The 16392-nt window shown below is 69.1% G+C and carries 16 protein-coding genes and 1 riboswitch; of the genes, 3 read left to right on the top strand and 13 right to left on the bottom strand.

The window, feature by feature from the left end; genetic code table 11:
• Nucleotides 1-36: 36 nt before the first annotated feature.
• The 9 genes from cobJ to MGN01_RS11970 all read right to left on the bottom strand — a co-directional run bounded on the left by cobJ (nucleotide 37) and on the right by MGN01_RS11970 (nucleotide 9575).
• Nucleotides 37-795 (bottom strand): precorrin-3B C(17)-methyltransferase, encoded by a 759-nt coding sequence (gene cobJ, locus MGN01_RS12010; protein ID WP_147046854.1) that lies wholly within the window; start codon nucleotides 793-795, stop codon nucleotides 37-39.
• Nucleotides 792-1580, bottom strand: coding sequence for a precorrin-2 C(20)-methyltransferase (locus MGN01_RS12005; protein ID WP_147046853.1), 789 nt, complete (start codon nucleotides 1578-1580; stop codon nucleotides 792-794). The genes cobJ and MGN01_RS12005 overlap by 4 nt, the downstream gene beginning before the upstream one ends.
• Entirely contained in the window at nucleotides 1580-2212 is a 633-nt protein-coding gene (locus MGN01_RS12000) for a precorrin-8X methylmutase (protein ID WP_147046852.1), read from the bottom strand. Before MGN01_RS12000 ends, MGN01_RS12005 begins: the two co-directional genes overlap by 1 nt.
• A 20-nt stretch (nucleotides 2213-2232) precedes the next feature.
• The gene (locus tag MGN01_RS11995) at nucleotides 2233-3696 is read right to left on the bottom strand and encodes a ferredoxin-like domain-containing protein (protein WP_147046851.1); all 1464 of its coding nucleotides are present in this window, start codon (nucleotides 3694-3696) and stop codon (nucleotides 2233-2235) included.
• The gene (gene cobN / locus MGN01_RS11990) at nucleotides 3693-7085 is read right to left on the bottom strand and encodes a cobaltochelatase subunit CobN (protein WP_147046850.1); all 3393 of its coding nucleotides are present in this window, start codon (nucleotides 7083-7085) and stop codon (nucleotides 3693-3695) included. Before cobN ends, MGN01_RS11995 begins: the two co-directional genes overlap by 4 nt.
• An 8-nt stretch (nucleotides 7086-7093) precedes the next feature.
• Entirely contained in the window at nucleotides 7094-8131 is a 1038-nt protein-coding gene (gene cobW, locus MGN01_RS11985) for a cobalamin biosynthesis protein CobW (protein ID WP_147046849.1), read from the bottom strand.
• On the bottom strand, nucleotides 8128-8520 hold the full coding sequence (locus MGN01_RS11980; protein ID WP_174804583.1) for a DUF1636 domain-containing protein: 393 nt from the start codon (nucleotides 8518-8520) through the stop codon (nucleotides 8128-8130). The genes cobW and MGN01_RS11980 overlap by 4 nt, the downstream gene beginning before the upstream one ends.
• A complete protein-coding gene (locus tag MGN01_RS11975) occupies nucleotides 8513-9253 on the bottom strand; it encodes a CbtA family protein (RefSeq protein ID WP_147046847.1) in 741 nt (246 codons plus the stop codon). The genes MGN01_RS11980 and MGN01_RS11975 overlap by 8 nt, the downstream gene beginning before the upstream one ends.
• A gap of 139 nt (nucleotides 9254-9392) precedes the next feature.
• Entirely contained in the window at nucleotides 9393-9575 is a 183-nt protein-coding gene (locus tag MGN01_RS11970; protein ID WP_147046846.1) for a CbtB domain-containing protein, read from the bottom strand.
• 32 nt (nucleotides 9576-9607) lie between these two features.
• A riboswitch (cobalamin riboswitch) is annotated at nucleotides 9608-9805 on the bottom strand.
• A gap of 81 nt (nucleotides 9806-9886) precedes the next feature.
• On the opposite strand from MGN01_RS11970, the gene cobU reads away from it, so the two are divergent.
• Together cobU and cobO are read left to right on the top strand one after the other, a co-directional pair.
• Complete coding sequence (gene cobU, locus MGN01_RS11965; RefSeq protein WP_147046845.1) at nucleotides 9887-10408, top strand: bifunctional adenosylcobinamide kinase/adenosylcobinamide-phosphate guanylyltransferase; 522 nt, start codon at nucleotides 9887-9889, stop codon at nucleotides 10406-10408.
• Entirely contained in the window at nucleotides 10405-11004 is a 600-nt protein-coding gene (gene cobO / locus MGN01_RS11960) for a cob(I)yrinic acid a,c-diamide adenosyltransferase (RefSeq protein ID WP_147046844.1), read from the top strand. Before cobU ends, cobO begins: the two co-directional genes overlap by 4 nt.
• Before the next feature lie 48 nt (nucleotides 11005-11052).
• On the opposite strand, the gene MGN01_RS11955 is transcribed toward cobO, so the two are convergent.
• The gene (locus MGN01_RS11955; RefSeq protein WP_147046843.1) at nucleotides 11053-11433 is read right to left on the bottom strand and encodes a nuclear transport factor 2 family protein; all 381 of its coding nucleotides are present in this window, start codon (nucleotides 11431-11433) and stop codon (nucleotides 11053-11055) included.
• 119 nt (nucleotides 11434-11552) lie between these two features.
• Here MGN01_RS11955 and MGN01_RS11950 point away from each other — a divergent pair, with 119 nt between their 5' ends.
• On the top strand, nucleotides 11553-13013 hold the full coding sequence (locus tag MGN01_RS11950) for a cobyric acid synthase (RefSeq protein ID WP_147046842.1): 1461 nt from the start codon (nucleotides 11553-11555) through the stop codon (nucleotides 13011-13013).
• 86 nt (nucleotides 13014-13099) lie between these two features.
• Here the strand turns inward: MGN01_RS11950 and MGN01_RS11945 are convergent, their stop codons facing one another.
• From MGN01_RS11945 to cbiB, 3 genes are all read right to left on the bottom strand, one after another.
• Nucleotides 13100-14227, bottom strand: a complete 1128-nt coding sequence (locus MGN01_RS11945; protein ID WP_170245959.1) for an acyltransferase family protein — start codon at nucleotides 14225-14227, stop codon at nucleotides 13100-13102.
• A 166-nt stretch (nucleotides 14228-14393) separates the two neighbouring features.
• A complete protein-coding gene (locus tag MGN01_RS11940) occupies nucleotides 14394-15359 on the bottom strand; it encodes a glycoside hydrolase family 26 protein (RefSeq protein ID WP_147046840.1) in 966 nt (321 codons plus the stop codon).
• 28 nt (nucleotides 15360-15387) lie between these two features.
• On the bottom strand, nucleotides 15388-16392 hold the full coding sequence (cbiB, locus tag MGN01_RS11935; protein ID WP_147046839.1) for an adenosylcobinamide-phosphate synthase CbiB: 1005 nt from the start codon (nucleotides 16390-16392) through the stop codon (nucleotides 15388-15390).

The raw sequence follows: 16392 nt of genomic DNA, 5'->3' as shown, positions 1-16392 counted from the left end.
GATTGCTTCGTTGTGGTCGAGATGACAGTCGAAGCTTCAACCCGGTACGCTGCGCGGCGTGTAAACGAAGGGTATCCCGCTCTCCCGCGCAATGAACCGCGTACCGGACGCGCCGATGATGACCACCGTCGCCATGTCAGCGGTGGCCTCGCGCGCCTCGTCAAGGGTCATGACGCGGATCGCCTCGTCTGGGCGAGACACGGCTCGCGCGAAAATCACAGGCGTGCTGCCGGCGCGAAATTCCGCAGCAAGCCCAAGCGCGTGCCCGAGCTGCCAGGGCCGTGCCGAGGAGATCGGATTGTAGAGTGCTGCCACGAAATCCGCTTCGAACACCGCTCTCAGCCGAGCTGTAATGACGTCCCAGGGCTTGAGGTTGTCCGAGAGCGAGAGCGCGCAGAAATCGCCGCCCAAGGGGGCGCCGAGCTGCGCTGCTGCGGCTAACATCGCCGTGATGCCGGGCTCGACGGTGATGTCGAGTTCGCGCCAGCTTGGCTCGCCATGGTCGACCGCTTCGAACACCGCTGCTGCCATCGCAAAGACGCCCGGATCGCCGCCCGATACGACCGCAACCCGTCGACCCGACGCCGCAAGCTGCAGCGCGTGCCGGGCGCGGTCGACCTCGACGCGGTTATCGCTGGCATGGCGCACGAGCCCCGGCCGCTCCGGCACACGGGCGACGTAGGGAAAATAGCCGATCAGATCCTCGGCCTGGGCAAGGGCCTCGCTCGCTGCCCCGGTCAGCAGGCGCGGGTCTCCGGGGCCGAGGCCGATGATGGTGACCGAGCCTCGGCTCACGGCCGGCGGCCCTCGCCGGGCACCAGCACCATGGAAAAGTATGGCGCCCTGTCGTCGCCCTTCTCCGCGAGCGGCACGATGCTCTCGCCGGCCATGGTGCCCCGCTCGACATACACGGCACGGTCCAGGAGGCCTGTCGCGGAAAGGGCTGCGCGCACCTTGGGCAGGTGCCGTCCCAGCTTCATTATCACGGCGGCGTCGGCGTCGTGGAGGCGGGCGAGGAGCTTTTCGTTGGGCAGCGTCGCCGGAAGCACCGTGAGCACGTCGTCGCCCCAGGTGATTGGGGTGCCGGCACGCGTCCAGCAACCGGACATGCCGGTGACTCCCGGGATCACCTCGATGGGGAAGCGCCCCTTCAGGCGCCGCCACAGGTGCATGAAGGAGCCGTAGAAGAACGGGTCGCCCTCGGAGAGGATTGCCACGTCGCGGCCGGCGCCGAGATGGTCCGAGAGCCGGGCCGCAGCATCGTCGTAGAAGGCGGCGAGCGCCGACACGTACTCGGCGTCATCGGGTGCCAGCTCGGTCGTGTAGGGGTAGATCAGCGGGAATTCGCGGCCTGGATCGGTCACGACTGCGTCGGCGATCGTTCGTGAATTGCCGCGCCGGCCCTTCTTGCAGAAGTGGACGAGCACCGGCGCCCGCTCGAGCACGCGCAGGGCCTTGAGCGTCAGCAACTCCGGATCGCCGGGCCCCATGCCGACGCCGTAGAGCGTTCCGGTCGTGATCACGCGCGTCATGTTCGGCGTGTTCACCTGATCGCCTTCGATGCGCTCGCTCGCCTCCATCACTCGACCTCGCTGGCGAGTGCGTTGACCGCGGCGGCGGTCATGGCGCTGCCGCCGCGGCGGCCGTGGACGACGATGAAGGGTACGCGGCCATCGCGGGCAAGCGCCTCTTTCGACTCGGCCGCGCCGACGAAGCCGACGGGGATGCCGATCACGGCGGCGGGTGGCGCGATGCCCTCGTCGAGCAATTCGAGCAGGCGGAAGAGCGAGGTCGGCGCGTTGCCGACGGCCACGACGCTCCCCGGCAGGTGCTCCCGCCACAGCTCCATCGCGGCGGCGGAGCGGGTGGTTTGCATCTTTGCGGCGAGATCCGGCACACGCGGATCGCCGAGCGTGCAGATGACCTCGTTGCGGGCCGGAAGCCGGCTGCGGGTAACGCCGTCGGCGACCATGCGGACATCGCATAGGATCGGCGCGCCGGCCTTCAGCGCGCGCTCGCCGGCCTCAGCGAAATCGGAGGAAGCCTCCACGTCCTTCGGCAGGTCGGTCATGCCGCAGGCATGGATCATCCGCACCACGACGCGCTCGGCGGTGCCGGCGAAGCGGGAGAGATCGGATTCCGCGCGGATCATGGCGAAGGAGCGCGCATAGATCGCGCTGCCGTCGCGGATGTAGTCGTGCCGGGGCCGCATCGTCCTCGAAATCCTGGCGGTCATGACGGGAAGGCACCGGCTAAGGATCGCGCCGGAACGGCCCTCCTTACGCGGTCGAGGGCCGCCTCGAAAGTCAGGCATGGCGCCTGCCCCCCGTCGCCCGGCGTGCCGTCGAGGACGATGCGGTAGTGGCCGCCCTCGCCCACGAGCGTGAGACTGGCAGGGCGGGGATGGGCGCAGCCCTTGGCGCAGCCCGAGACATGGGCCGTGAGGCCGCGGGCGGCGAAGGGCGCGAAGGCTTGGGCGAGACGGGTGGCGTGCTCGGGAACCGGAGTCGTTCCCGAAGCGCAGGCGGGCGCACCGGGGCAGGCAGCGATGGCACGACGGGGATCGGCCGGGTCGGTGATGAAGCCGGCGGCGGCGAGGGCATCACGCGCGGCCGTGGCCATGGCTCGTGGGAGAACGAGAACCAGGCCGCGTGAGGCCGTCAGCTCGATACCGTTGCAGCCTCCGAACTCCTCGTCGTTCCAGGCCTCACCAGGGGCGGGCAATCCGTCCGAGATGCCGCACCGAGCCTCGTGCTCCGTCGTGGATGTCGGGTTCGGTTGCGCGGCCCCGGAATGACGGCTGTTGGGCTGCGAATGATGGGGCATCGTTTCCGCAGGCAGTAATCCTGCAGCGGCATCGAGGCCTTCGGCGGTAGAGCGGCCGAATGGGGCCTCCACGACAATCGCGACTGTGTCTGAAGTCAGGGGGATCGTGCCGGGAGCCGGTGCATCGATCGGCTCGTCCCAGCCATGTTCCTCGCGATGAGCGGCAGGGAGGGGCGTCAGGGCGGCACCCCGCGCTGCCCCGGCAACCCGCTCGCGCTCGGCGTCGTCGAGATCGTGCATGCGGCGGCGTCCGGTCGCCGCGAAGGCGGTCAGCGCCCGGTCCATCGCGGCGGGTGCATCGTCAGCGGCGATGTCATCGCACCAGAGCGGACCCATATCCGTCGCCAAGCCGATCACGACGCGATTCCTGCCGATCGGACGGACGAAGAGATCGGGCTCCATCGCGCCGAGTCCCCAGCGCCCACCGCTCTCGATCGCCACGAGCGTCTTCGCCGGAAGGCCGTGTATCGTCAGGCCGACGGCCTCGATCGCCTGCGCCATAGCCGTGGCGTCGATCAGCGCATCGGAATCGCAATCCGCCAGCGGGCTCGTCAGCGTCAGGCGCAGCGGGCCGCCATCGGCGCGGACGTCGCCGAGGCCGGCAGCGGTGAGATGGGCCGCCAGCGGGCAGGCGGTCTCCTCGCTCACGCCACGGATCTGCAGGTTGCCCCGCGCCGTGATGTCGATGTGGCCGTTTCCGTAACGGCGAGCGCCCTCGGCCACGGCGCGCAGCTGGGTGGCGCTCAGGATGCCGAGCGGAGGGTGGACGCGGGCGAGCAGGCCGTCGCCGGTGGGCATCGGCCGTGCGAGGCTGGGGCACCAGCCGCGACGGCTGGCCTCGGCGGGAGGTTGGCGCCGCGCGACGCTCATTCCGCGGCCTCCTGCATCAGCGCCTCGGCTGGCGCCGTGTTGCGGCGGCTCTGCCAGAGGCCGCGGTCGCGCAACTCGTCGAAGCGGTCGAGGATGGCGCGGGTCGCGTCGGGGTTGGCCGCGCGCAGGCACTCGAAGACATCGAGATCCCCGATCCAGGCAGCGTGGAGCCGGTCGAGGTCGGCACTCGAGACGGCATCGGTCGTGGCGGCAAGCACGAAGACCGCGTCGATTCCCTGCGCGAGTTCTTGCGCGCCGCGCCAGCCATGGCGGAGCTGCCCGTCGATCCAGCGCCGATGGGCGAGGCGGCCATGGATGAGCCGCGTGACGTCCTCGCGCGCCGTCCGGGCGCGGGGCTTCTCGGGGTCGGATGTGTCGAGGCTGTAGAGCGCGGGCGGCGCGTCCTGGTGGCCGGCTGCGGCGAAGAAGCCGCCCATGGCGTCGGCCGCGGCATCGCCGTCGAGCAGGTCGCGCTCGGCGACGTCGAAGGCGTGGATATAGGCGTCGGCGGCAGCCACGCGCTCGGCGAAGCCCGCATCACCGCCTTCGGCATCGCCGAAGGCGTGCGAGGTCGCCGCGAGATAGGCCTGGCCGAGATCTGCGCGGTCCTTCCACGCACCGTCGAGTGCCATTTCGGCCGCGCCGGCACCGTATCGCCCAGGGGCTGCGCCGTAGACGCGGGCAACGGACTCGCCGCGGCGGCGGGAGGCGGCGAGGGGATTTTCGCCATCCTCCTCATCCCTTGCGGCGACAGCGCGGGCTGCGCGGTCGAGCAGGGCCAGGGTGTCCGGAAACGTGTCGCGAAACGCTCCGGAGACGCGGCAGGTCACATCGATGCGGGGGCGATCCAGGACGGCGAGCGGCAGCACCTCGAAGCCGGTGACGCGGGTGGTGGCGTTGTCCCAGGTCGGCCGCACGCCCATCAGCGAGAGGGCGTGCGCAACGTCCTCGCCGCCGGTGCGGAGCGTCGGCGAGGCCCAGAGATCCATCACGATCCGGGCCGGATACTCGCCCTCGTCCTGCAGATAGCGCCGGACCACCGCATCGGCCGCCTTGGCACCGAGCATGGTCGCGGCGCGGGTCGGCAGGCTGCGCGGGTCGAGGGTGGTGAGATTGCGGCCTGTGGGCATCACGTCGCTGCGCCCGCGAGAGGGCGAGCCAGCGGGGCCGGGGGGGACGAAGCGCCCATCGAGGGCCGCGAGCAGGCCAGCGCGCTCGGCCTCGGCGCAGGCGCGCATCGCGTCGCAGGCATCCGGCGCGGCGCGACCGAAGACGTGGAGACCGTCGCGGATCGGGGTCTCGCCGAGATCGCAGAGATGCGCGTCGAGCGTGGTCAGGGCGTCGGCCATGGGCGTGTCGGGGGCGATCCCCGCACCCGCGAGCAGGCCGGCCCGCGCGGCCTCGTCGAGGATCGCGCTGGCGATCAGGCCGGCGCGGCGCGGATCGAGCACACTCGCGGACGAGTATTCCTCGACAAGCTCGCGCAAGGCCGCCGCCTCGGGCGTCAGGCCTGAGGCCTCGACGCTCGGCGTCAGATGCCCCAGCGCGATCCCGCCGAGGCGTCGCTTGGCCGGCGCCGCCTCGCCCGGGTCGTCGACGATGAAAGGATAGACCACGGGTAGCGCGCCGATGGCGCGGGCCGGCCAGCAATCGGGTGAGAGCGCCACGGCCTTGCCAGGCAGCCATTCCGTCGTGCCGTGCGTGCCGAGATGGATCAGGGCATCGAAGCGGGTGCGCAGACCGATATAGAAGGCGAGATAGGCGTGCGTCGGCGGCTCGTCGGGGTCGTGATAGCCGGCCTTCCGGTCGGCCGCGCGTCCGCGATCGGGTTGAAGGAAGACGGTGAGATGGCCTTCACCGCCGTCACTGCCAGCGCAGCGGGGCAATCCAGACGTTTCGGACGCGGAAACGTCGCCTGGATTGCCCGGCTGCGCTGGCAGTGACGGAAGGGACGAGATGGCTCGGAAGCGAAACGCGCCATCGGTGCAGGCGGGGTCGGCCTCGGGCTGTCCCCATCGCGCCACGAGTTCGTCCCGCAACTCGGGGGGCAGACCGTCGAACCACTCTTGGTAAGCTGTAAGCGGGACCGAAAAGCCGGCCTCGCCCTCTGTCAGCGCACGCATGAGGTTGCGCGCGACGGGAAGCTCGGTTGCCGGGTACCCTGCCTGCGCCAGATCCTCGGCGATTGCGCGCGCGCTTTCCGGCGTGTCCAGCCCGACAGCGTAGCCGGCACGCCCGCCGCGTGCGGGATAGTCCGACATCACCAGCGCGATCCGGCGCTCCGCGCGCGGCGTCGCTGCGAGGTGGATCCAAGCGGCAGCGCGGTCGGCGAGGGCGGCGATGCCCTCCGCGTCGGCCATGGCGCGTCGACCGACGAAACCGTCGACGACGTCGGTCTCTTCCTTGAAGGAAACCGGGAAGCCGGACAGGCGGCCATCGAATTCCGGCAGGGCGATCTGCATGGCGAGGTCAGCCGCGTTCATGCCGCGGGTGGAAGCCGCCCAGGCCTCGCGGGAGGCGCCGATCGTGTAGGCCTGCAGCACCGGGCAATCCGCCACGTCGAGGACGAAGCCGGCATCCTCGCGTGCCGAGAAGGCGGTGGCGGCGACGATGACGTCCGGCCGCCTCGCGCCGATCGCGGCCCGCACCACGGCGACGGCTTCCGGGTCCTTGAGGCTCGAGACCGCGAGTGTCACGCAGCCGATGCCGCGCTCGCGGAGGGCCGCGACGACCGCCGTGGCAGGCCCGGTCTCGCCGGAAAGGACGGCCGAACGGTAGACCAGCAGCAGCGCGCGCGGTCCAGGACCGGCGGCAGCCTCGGCGGCTTCGAGCGAGCAGGGCCCGCTTGCGGGATGCCACGGAAAGCCCCGGGGCAGCGCTTGCGGCGGCTCGAAGGGGAGCGCGTGCCCGGCCTCGGCCGCGAGGCGGCGCAGGAGGTTGCGCAGGTTGCCAATGCCGCCCGCGCGAAAATACGCGTCGAGGGTCTCCGACAGTTCGGACGGCACGGTCGAGAACGCGTCGAGCCGTGCATCCGGCCGGTCATCGCCCGGCAGCACCGCAAGCCGCACGCCATGAGCGCGGGCGGCGGCCGCGGCACGCTCGATGCCGTAGCGCCAGTAATCGAGGCCGCCGAGGCAGCGGATCAGGCAGACCTTTGCCTGCGCGATCACCGCATCGACGTAGAGATCCACGGACATCGGGTGACGCAGGGTAGCGAGCTTGGCGAGCCGCAGCGAGGGCAGTTCGGGCTCGGCGGCGTAGGCATCCGCGATCGAGGACAGGTCGCTGTCGGTGAAGGACAGCACGACGAGGTCGCCCGGGCTCTGCCCGAGATCGACCGCCGCTTCGCCCTCGTCGAGGGAGACCGTGTCGACGCGCAGTAGGTGCATGAGCCCCTCTATCCCCCGGCCAGGGCGGCAGCGACGGCCTTCTGGTCGAAGTCCTTGAGGCCGATCACCACGAGGCGGCCGTCGCGGTGCTCGCCTGCCTTCCACGGGCGGTCGTAGTGATGGGCGATGCGGCGGCCGACGCCCTGGACGACGAGGCGCATCGGCTTGGCCTTCACCTCGGCGAAGCCCTTGATGCGTAGCACACCGCTGACCTCGGCGGCCTTGGCGACGCGGGCGGCGAGATCCTCGGCCGTCGTGACGGTGCCGACCAGCATGGCGACCGACTCGAAATCGTCGTGGTCGTGGTCCTCACCTTCGCCGTGATGAGAAGGTCGGGCGTCGAGATCGTCCTCGGCCGCGGCCTTGATGCCGAGGAGCAGGCGCGGATCGATGCGGCCGTGCTCTGTCTCGACGATCTCGACGGCGCGGGGCAGGTGCTCCTCGATCTCGGCGCGCACCCTGTCGCGGGCACCCTCGTCGATGAGATCCGCCTTGTTCAGCACGACGAGGTCGGCGCAGAGGATCTGGTCCTCGAACACCTCCTCCAAGGGGTTGTCATGGTCGACCGCCTGATCGGCGGCGCGCTGGTTGGCGAGGGCGTTCGGATCATCGGCGAAGAAGCCGCTTGCCACGGCCGGTCCATCGACCACCGCGATCACGCCGTCGACGGTGACGCGCGAGCGGATCGCCGGCCACTGGAAGGCCTGGACCAGCGGTTTCGGGAGGGCGAGGCCCGAGGTTTCGATCAGGATATGCTCGGGCGGGTCGGCGCGGTCGAGCAGCGTGTTCAGCGCCGGCACGAAATCGTCGGCGACGGTGCAGCAGATGCAGCCGTTCGGCAGCTCGACCACCGAATCCTCGTTGCAGCCCTCGATGCCACACGAGGAGAGGAAGGAGCCGTCGAAGCCGAGGTCGCCGAACTCGTTGACGATGATCGCCAGCCGGCGACCGGGCGAGCGCTCCATGACGTGGCGCACCAGCGTGGTCTTCCCCGCGCCGAGGAAGCCGGTGACGATCGTGCAGGGGATCTTGTCCACGATGCTCATGGCGTGTCCGTCGGGTTGGTGAAGGAGGGGATGCGGGCGACGACGCCCTTCCGGAAGGCTTCCGGCCGCTCGCGCCAGGGCACGATGCCGTCGCTCGTGCCGGCATAGAGGCCGATGCCGGTGAGGATGGTCCGGGCCGAGGCCTCGGCGTCGAGGTCGCCATAGACGTAGGTCCAACGGCCGGGCGAGGCGACGGCGACGGTGCAGGGCCGCTTGCAGACCGAGAGGCACTCGACGCCCTCGATGCGCGGCGCCCCCGCGCCGGTTGCCTGCTCCCTCAGCGCTGCCAGAAGGCGGGTGCCGGCGCGGGTCTCGGAGGTGTCGCCCTCCGCGCGGCAGGTCGTGCAGACGTAGAGAATGGTGTCGTTCAAGCCGGCCTCGTCAGGCATGGGAACGCCTGGCCACGGCCCTCTCGCCGAACAGGTGCCAGGCCCAGCCATAGGCCAGGCCGATCACCGCCCAGAATACGAGGCTGATCCCGAGGGAGCGCGCGGCGAACTGCGCGGCAAGGGCTGCCGGCAGCCGAGATTCCTCGACCACGAAGGGCGCGCCGACGAGATGCGGTGCCACGATCAGCACGAGCCCGCCGACGATGGTCAGCGCCACGCGCCGGACCGCGATCAGATAGATGCCGACGGCCGTGGCGAGCGCCGTCATCAGCCACCAGACTTGCCGTACCGCGAGGGCGGCCGAGCCCATGCCGGGCAATTCGGGTGGCAGGCCCATGGCCGGCGCCAGGGCGACGCAGAGGAACCCGGCGACGCCGAAGGCGAGGCCGGTCTCGGGCGTCGGCTGGCGCTGCAGGGCGAGCATCACCGCACCGAGCAGCAGGGCGTAGCCGACGCCGCCGACCAGGGTCGCGAGGCCGGTATAGGCCATGCGCTCGAAGCCGGGTGCCGGCTGCCACTCCGCGGCCGCTCCAGGCTCATGATGCTCGCCGCCATGGGCGTGAATGATCACCCCGGCGAAAGGGGAGGCCAGTGCGGCCTGCTTGCCGGCCTGCTCCTCATAGACCTCGGCCTTGAGGATCAGCGGCGAGGTCAGCGCGAATTGCAGGCCCGTCGCGACGACGGCCGCGAGAAAGCCGGCGACGAGGGCCGCCGACAGGAGTCGAATGATCATGGTGCTCTGTCCGGCGCTGGATCATGCCGCGTCTCGACCGGTCCGGTCGAAAGACGGAAAACATGACCGGTTCTGAAGTGTGAGAGCAGGCTTCGCGCGTAAGACCGTGGCGGCTCTTCCGCCGCCTGCTCCTGCGCCGTCAGTGGCAGGGAAAGTTCTGCGTGTGCCGGAAGTCGTGCGCGGCGTTGTGCAGGGCCGTCGCCGGGGCGAAGCCCGTCATGAACACCAGGCCGAGGCCGAGCAGGGCAGCGATGGCGACTGCGCGGGTGCGCTCGCTGGTGCCGGTGGTCGCGGCGGTCTGAAGGGTGGCGCTGGTCGACATCGCAATTCACTCCGGCCGCCCCGCCGGCGGCATCGAGAACACGGGGGACGGCAGGTCTCCTGGCTCGCGGGTCGATGCGCCTGCCGCCTTCCCGGATGGCTCCGGTGGCCGATGGCAGAAACTCGCCGCTCACAGTTGCGGGGGCAGCCACGGGATCGAGATCCTTTCGGTTCTCTCACCGCATTCCCTTTTCACCCCGTCTCCAGGGCACCGTCGGCATTGCTTCTAGCCTGCTCACGGGATGGTTGCAAAGCGCCATTGCGCCTGTGCTGCGCCTTCTGGCACAGGGTCGGTTCATGCAGCCTGCGCGCATGACCCTGGTCCTCGGAGGAGGCCGCTCCGGCAAGAGCCGCCATGCCGAGCGGCTGATCGAGGCGTGCCCCGCCCCCTGGACCTACATCGCCACCGCCCAGGCCTGGGACGACGAGATGCGTGAGCGGATCGCCCTTCACCGAGAGCGGCGCTCCGGTGACTGGATCACGCAGGACGTGCCGATCGCTCTGCCCCAGGCGGTTCGGGAGGCCCCTGGGCCCGTCCTCGTCGACTGCCTGACGCTGTGGCTCACCAACGTGATGCTCGCCGAGGCCGATCTGCCCGCAGCTGCGAGCGCGCTCACCGATGCCTGCGCCGCCGCGCGCGGCCCCCTCGTGCTGGTCGGCAACGAGGTCGGCCTCGGCATCGTGCCGGACAATGCGCTGGCCCGGCGCTTCCGCGACGAGGCGGGACGCCTTCATCAGCGGCTGGCGGCGCAGTCCGACCGCGTCGTCTTCATGGTCGCGGGGCTGCCGATGACCGTGAAGCCTTCGTCAGAGAATCCGGGAAACCCCTCATGACCGACGACGATCGTCACCGCGAGAAGATGGCCAAGCGCAAAGCCGTGCAGGACGCCGAGGTCGCGCAGAAGACCATCGAGAAGGGGCTGCTGATCGTCCATACCGGCCCGGGCAAGGGCAAGTCGACGGCGGCCTGGGGGCTGATGCTGCGCGCCCTCGGCCGCGGCTGGCGAGTCGGCGTCGTGCAGTTCATCAAGGGCGCCTGGGACACCGGCGAGAAGCACGCCCTGAAAGCGTTCGGCGACCGGATCGACTGGCACACCCTCGGCGAGGGGTTCACCTGGGAGACACAGGACAAGGCCCGCGACATCGCCGCTGCCAAGGCAGCCTGGTCGGAGGCGGAGCGGCTTCTCGCCGACAACAGCATCCGCCTCGTCATCCTCGACGAGCTCAACATCGCCCTGCGTTACGACTATCTCGACATCGATGCCGTCGTGGCCGCTCTGCAGGCGCGCCGGCCCGACCTTCACGTCGTCGTCACGGGCCGCAACGCCAAGCCGGCGCTGATCGAGGCCGCCGACCTCGTCACCGAGATGGGCAATGTGAAGCATCACTTCTCGGCCGGTGTGAAGGCGCAGGAGGGAATCGAGTTTTGAGAGCTGCCGTTTCGGCTGGGTGTCAGGCTCCCTGAACCGCGGCGAGCTTCAATTAATCTGCTCGACCCACCGAGCGCGCGAAGCCCCTGGCTTAAACGGATCCCCGAAATATTGCGTCTCGCGGACAACCTGCGCGTCGAGGAACTCCATGATGCTCACGGTGTAGGACGGCCGGCCGTCATACGTCAGGACGTACTCGGTGACCCAAAGGTCGCCCGCGCCCGTGATTCGGCGAATGGCGAAGCGTTTCTGGTTTGGCTGCGCTGCACGGGACGACTGGATGTTCCGCCGGCCGCGAATACGCTCGCCTGACTGTGGGTAATCCAGCACAGCGTCATCCCTGTAAATCTTGTGCTCCTCCTCGAAGTCGTTCACGTCGGAAGCTGCCCAGTGGTGATCCAGAGCCGCTCGAATCTCCTGATCGCTCATGTGGACCTCGCTGACCTTGGTCGCGGAGCTGCGGCTGACCATGCGGTTGGCGACCGTGACGCGTCGCAGCGGCTGCTGAGATGAGGCGCGAGTGTGTCGGTTGGGAGCACTGATTGGCAATGACCCGCGCCCTCATGATCCAGGGCACCGGCTCCGACGTCGGCAAGTCGCTGATCGTCGCCGGGCTGGCGCGCGTGTTCACGCGGCGCGGCCTGCGCGTGCGCCCGTTCAAGCCGCAGAACATGTCGAACAACGCCGCCGTGACCGCCGATGGCGGTGAGATCGGGCGTGCGCAGGCGCTTCAGGCCAGGGCCGCCCGTGTGCCGCCCTCGGTCCATATGAACCCGGTCCTGCTGAAGCCGCAGAGTGATGTCGGGGCACAGGTCATCGTGCAGGGGCGCATGGTCGGCACGGCCAAGGCACGGGAGTACCAGTCCTGGAAGCCGCGCCTGCTCGCGTCGGTGATCGAGAGCTTCGATCACCTCAAAGGCGAGGCCGACATCGTTCTCGTCGAGGGTGCCGGCTCGCCGGCCGAGATCAATCTGCGCAAGGGCGATATCGCCAATATGGGCTTTGCTCGGGCGACGAGCACGCCTGTGGTGCTCGTCGGCGACATTGATCGCGGCGGCGTCATCGCCAGCCTCGTCGGCACCAAGACGGTGATCGAGCCGGATGACGCCGCGATGATTCGCGGCTTCATCGTGAACCGCTTCAGAGGCGATCCGACGCTCTTCGCCGAGGGCATGGCGATGATTGCGGAGGCGACGGGCTGGACGGCTTTCGGACTCGTCCCGCATTTCAACGCCGCCGCCCGGCTTCCGGCAGAGGATGCCATGGCGCTCGGGCCGCTGGTCGCACGGACGGGGCAGGGGGCCGTCGTTGCCGTGCCGATGCTGCCGCATATCGCGAATTTCGACGATCTCGACCCGCTCCGGCAGGAGCCGGGTGTCGAGGTGGTTTGGGTTCGGCCCGGCCAGGCTTTTCCAGGCAACGCCGATCTGATCCTGCTGCCGGGCTCGAAGACGACGATCGACGACTTCCTGTTCCTGCAGGGGCAGGGCTGGGACATCGACATCCGCGCGCATGTGCGCCGCGGCGGACGGGTGCTCGGCCTCTGTGGCGGCTTCCAGATGCTGGGCCGGCGCATCTCCGATCCCGACGGGATCGAGGGCGAGCCGCGGAGCATCGCAGGCCTCGGCCTGCTCGACATCGAGACCGTGATGACCTCGGCCAAACGTGTCGTTGCGGTGACGGGTTCGAGCGTCGCGGACGACGTGAGCTTCGCGGGCTACGAGATGCATGTCGGCGATACGGCCGGCCCCGATGCCGCCCGGCCGCTCCTGCGATTTGCGGACGGTCGGTCCGACGGCGCCGTGTCGGCCGATGGACTTGTCTGCGGGACCTACGTCCACGGGCTGTTCGCAGACGATTCCCAGCGCGCAGCTTGGCTCATGCGCCTCGGCGCACCTCCTGGGAGCGCATCCTATGAGGCGGGCATCGAGACGGTGCTCGATGCCTTCGCCGACCATCTCGAGACGCACCTCGATTGCCACGGGCTTCTGGCCTTGGCGGGAGGTTGATACGGTCTTCGCCGAGGTAGTTATTCCGCCTTAGCCCTCTGTCCGAGGCGGTTTCGCTGCGCGGACGACAATTGCCAGGAACGCGCTTAGAGCAGCCGCGCGCCCTGCACGGCCGGGACGATGGGTGCCTCGGGCGGTTGTGGCTCAGACCCATCGCGACGCTCGGCATAGAACCGACGGATGGCGCGCTGCGCGGGACGCTCGACGCCAAAACAGACGGCCGCAGCCAGCGTGAGCACGACGGTCAAGGCAAGCACGATCGCTACGTTCGCATGAACCCCGCGCTCGACGAGAACGCTGATGACGTACACCCCGATGACCTGATGCAGCAGGTACAGGCTGTATGAGATCGCCCCCAGGAAAATCATTGGCCGGTTGCGCAGGATCCGTACCCGTCCGGACGCGGCGATGCCGACCAGGCCGACATAGAGTGCGGCTTTGACCGCGAACATTGGCTGGAAGCCCTGGACTGGCCAGAATGAGACGCTGCCGGCCAAGATCGCGGTTACGAGCGTAATTTTCACCAGAGCCGAGCGATCGCCTGCATGGAGCCGGTGGAGCATCGCTCCCGCCGCGAAAAGATAGGCGAAGGTGGCGTTGAGAAGGATTGCCCCGCAGCTGGCGCCGCTGCGGCATCCATAGACGTTCTGGTCCATGACGAGGACGTTGTAGGCCGACGTCGCCAGCACCCAGCCCAAGATGATGGCGGTGAGTCGACGCGAGCCCGCACCGTAAAAAGCCGCGGCCATGAAGGCGTAGAAGAGGAGCTCGCGCGTCAGCGTCCAATAGGATGGATCGACGAACGGTTGGTCGATGAGGCCGTTCGCCATCGTCAGGGTGGCAAGAAAGCCCGATGCGGTCAGGTGGAACGGGTTGAAGCCGGTGACCGCGATCAGAGCCGTCGTCATCAGCGCGCAGGTCCAGAACGGCGGGTAAAGCCTCGCAAACCGGCTGAGCGCGAAGTCGGACACCGTTTTCGATCGCTCGAGCGTCATCGCGATGACGAATCCGCTTATCACGAAGAAGATCGAGACACCGATCTGCGCCGAGGAGAACATCAGGCTCGGAGGCGAGCCGGGCCAGCCGAACTCGGCGCCATAGCCCACCGTGAAGTGGTAGAGGACAACGAGCATGGCAGCGAGGCCGCGCAGCGCGTCGATCTCCAGCAGACGCGGCTGGCGAGCCGGAACCGTCGAGGCTTGGGCTAGGGGCACAGGTTCGCTCCGGACGGCTGACTCGTCAGCGGCCATCATGCGACGAGCGCAGGTTGTGGCGGCTTCGCCAAGAAATTAGCAGAGGTTCGGAGCGGCTTCGACGGATCGAGCCGAAGTTTCGCTTAGTACCGTTAACCGCGAAGTCGCCGTGGACTTGTGCTGATCTTCAGCCTCTACCTGAGAAGCGCTCCCGTAAGGTGTCCGCGGATCGCGGAAAACGGCCATTATCGATCCGCGTCGGCCAGGCGCCGTCGACGTTGAAATACAGCGCGTAGGCGATCTCGTCCGAATGCTGGAGGAGCCAGTCGGCCATCCGCTGAACGAAGACGGGGTTGTCGCCGGACTGACCCACGCCCCACTCGGGATAGCTCATCAATTTGCGGTGACGGCGTGCGAAGGCCTGGTGCCAGGTCAAGCCGAATGGGCCTTCCAGATCCTCGGCTTTCCAGCGTGCCTCGGCCTCTCGCTCGCTGCCAAAATCATAGATGTCGAGGCCGACGACATCGACGACGTCGTCGCCGGGATAGGCTTGGTCGGCCGGCATTGCTTGCGCTCCCCAGCCGGGACACCAATCGAACCGAAAACGGGAGGAGGCCTGCCGGAAGAGTTGCACGACGTGCCGGTAGGCGCGGATGTAATCGCGCTCGCGGTTGGCCGCGAGCCACAGGCTCCCCGCCACATTCATCTCCCAGCCGATGCGGATGGCCGCCTCGGGCTGCGACTCGGCAATGGCCTGTACCGCGACGCGGAACGGCTCGTCGTGCAGGCCCTCTCCAACTGCGATCAGATCCGTCCCCGCCACCGTCAGCGGGATCGACCACACCAGCTTTCGTCGGGGATTGGCCTTGGCCCAGAAGGCGGGAAGCCAGGCGAACTGCCGGAAATCGTCCCAGGTGGCCTGCCCATAGAAATCGATCGCGGGCACAGAGGAGGCCGGCTGCCTCAGCGAGGCTTCCCAAAGCCGAAGGTTGGTCTCCCGCCCGCCCGTTCCCCAATCGACGAACGCGCCCGCGCATTTCGCCGGCATCGCCGGTGACAGCGGGCGCGCCAGCGAGGGTCCACTCGCCAGCACGCTGCCCATCCCGAGAAGAGCTTGGCGGCGGGTTCGGTACGAGGGAGTGGCTGCAGCCATGGGTGCAGGGTCTATCTGCAGCCTGGCTTCAGAGTCGATCGGCAAGAAATGCTGCAGCCGCCAGAAGACCGGCCATGGTTGCCAGCAGCAGACAGCTCGTACGGTACAGGGTCAGCGCACGCTCGATGTCACTGGGCTGGGCCTCAGCCCGCCCATCGCCCATCCAGGCATCCTCGACTCGCGTGTCGCCGTAGATTCGCGGCCCGGCCAGACGCAGGTCGAGCGCGCCGGCCATGGCCGCCTCCGGCCAGCCGGCATTGGGTGAGCGGTGGAGGCCAGCGTCGCGGCGTACGGCGCGCCAGGCGCCGGACGCCGAGGCGTCACGGTGGATTGCCGCCGCCGCGATCAGCAGCAGCGCCGTAAGCCGCGACGCCGGCAGATTGACGAGATCGTCGAGGCGGGCCGAGACCCAGCCGAAGGCCTCGTGGCGCGGGGTGCGGTGACCGATCATGCTGTCGGCGGTGTTGATTGCCTTGTAGAGCACGCCCCCCGGCAACCCGCCGAGCCCGAGCCAGAAGGCCGGTGCGACGACGCCGTCCGAGAAGTTCTCGGACAGGCTCTCGATGGCCGCGCGGCAGACCGCGGCCTCGTCTAGCGCATCGGGATTGCGGCCGACGATCATCGAGACGGCGGTACGGCCCCCGGCGAGGCCCTCGGTGCGAAGGCCGCGGGCAACGCGAGCGACGTGATCGTGCAGGCTGCGCTGGGCCGGCAGGCTCGCGGCGAGGATCGCGAGAACCAGCAGCGATATCCCTCGGCCGAAAGCCGCCGCGAGCATCGTCGCCATGAACGCTGCGAGCGCGCAGAGCAGGATCAGCGCCAAAAGCGCCGCGACGCCGCCCACCCGCCGCCGCGCCTCGCTGCCGCGGTTCAGCCTGGCCTCGAGGGCCGCGATCAGCCGGCCGATCCAGGTGACAGGGTGGCCAAGCGCCCTGTAGAGCCGGTCCGGATAGCCGGCCGCCGCCTCGATCACCAGCGCGAGGCACAGGATCGCGAGGGTGTCCGGCGGGTGCGTGAGGCTGGTCCAAGGCAT

This window comes from Methylobacterium gnaphalii, assembly GCF_007992215.1.
Classification (GTDB): Bacteria; Pseudomonadota; Alphaproteobacteria; order Rhizobiales; family Beijerinckiaceae; genus Methylobacterium; species Methylobacterium gnaphalii.
Note: the sequence above shows the minus strand (reverse complement) of the source record. Positions and strands in the feature narration are given on the sequence as shown.

Bases quoted from the DNA above. Each gene is read 5' to 3' on its own strand.
- MGN01_RS12005 (WP_147046853.1), bottom strand. From the start codon at position 1,580: ATGGAGGCGAGCGAGCGCATCGAAGGCGATCAGGTGAACACGCCGAAC.
- MGN01_RS12000 (WP_147046852.1), bottom strand. From the start codon at position 2,212: ATGCGGCCCCGGCACGACTACATCCGCGACGGCAGCGCGATCTATGCG.
- MGN01_RS11995 (WP_147046851.1), bottom strand. From the start codon at position 3,696: ATGAGCGTCGCGCGGCGCCAACCTCCCGCCGAGGCCAGCCGTCGCGGC.
- cobN (WP_147046850.1), bottom strand. From the start codon at position 7,085: ATGCACCTACTGCGCGTCGACACGGTCTCCCTCGACGAGGGCGAAGCG.
- cobW (WP_147046849.1), bottom strand. From the start codon at position 8,131: ATGAGCATCGTGGACAAGATCCCCTGCACGATCGTCACCGGCTTCCTC.
- MGN01_RS11980 (WP_174804583.1), bottom strand. From the start codon at position 8,520: ATGCCTGACGAGGCCGGCTTGAACGACACCATTCTCTACGTCTGCACG.
- MGN01_RS11975 (WP_147046847.1), bottom strand. From the start codon at position 9,253: ATGATCATTCGACTCCTGTCGGCGGCCCTCGTCGCCGGCTTTCTCGCG.
- MGN01_RS11970 (WP_147046846.1), bottom strand. From the start codon at position 9,575: ATGTCGACCAGCGCCACCCTTCAGACCGCCGCGACCACCGGCACCAGC.
- cobU (WP_147046845.1), top strand. From the start codon at position 9,887: ATGACCCTGGTCCTCGGAGGAGGCCGCTCCGGCAAGAGCCGCCATGCC.
- cobO (WP_147046844.1), top strand. From the start codon at position 10,405: ATGACCGACGACGATCGTCACCGCGAGAAGATGGCCAAGCGCAAAGCC.
- MGN01_RS11955 (WP_147046843.1), bottom strand. From the start codon at position 11,433: ATGAGCGATCAGGAGATTCGAGCGGCTCTGGATCACCACTGGGCAGCT.
- MGN01_RS11950 (WP_147046842.1), top strand. From the start codon at position 11,553: ATGACCCGCGCCCTCATGATCCAGGGCACCGGCTCCGACGTCGGCAAG.
- MGN01_RS11940 (WP_147046840.1), bottom strand. From the start codon at position 15,359: ATGGCTGCAGCCACTCCCTCGTACCGAACCCGCCGCCAAGCTCTTCTC.
- cbiB (WP_147046839.1), bottom strand. From the start codon at position 16,392: ATGCCTTGGACCAGCCTCACGCACCCGCCGGACACCCTCGCGATCCTG.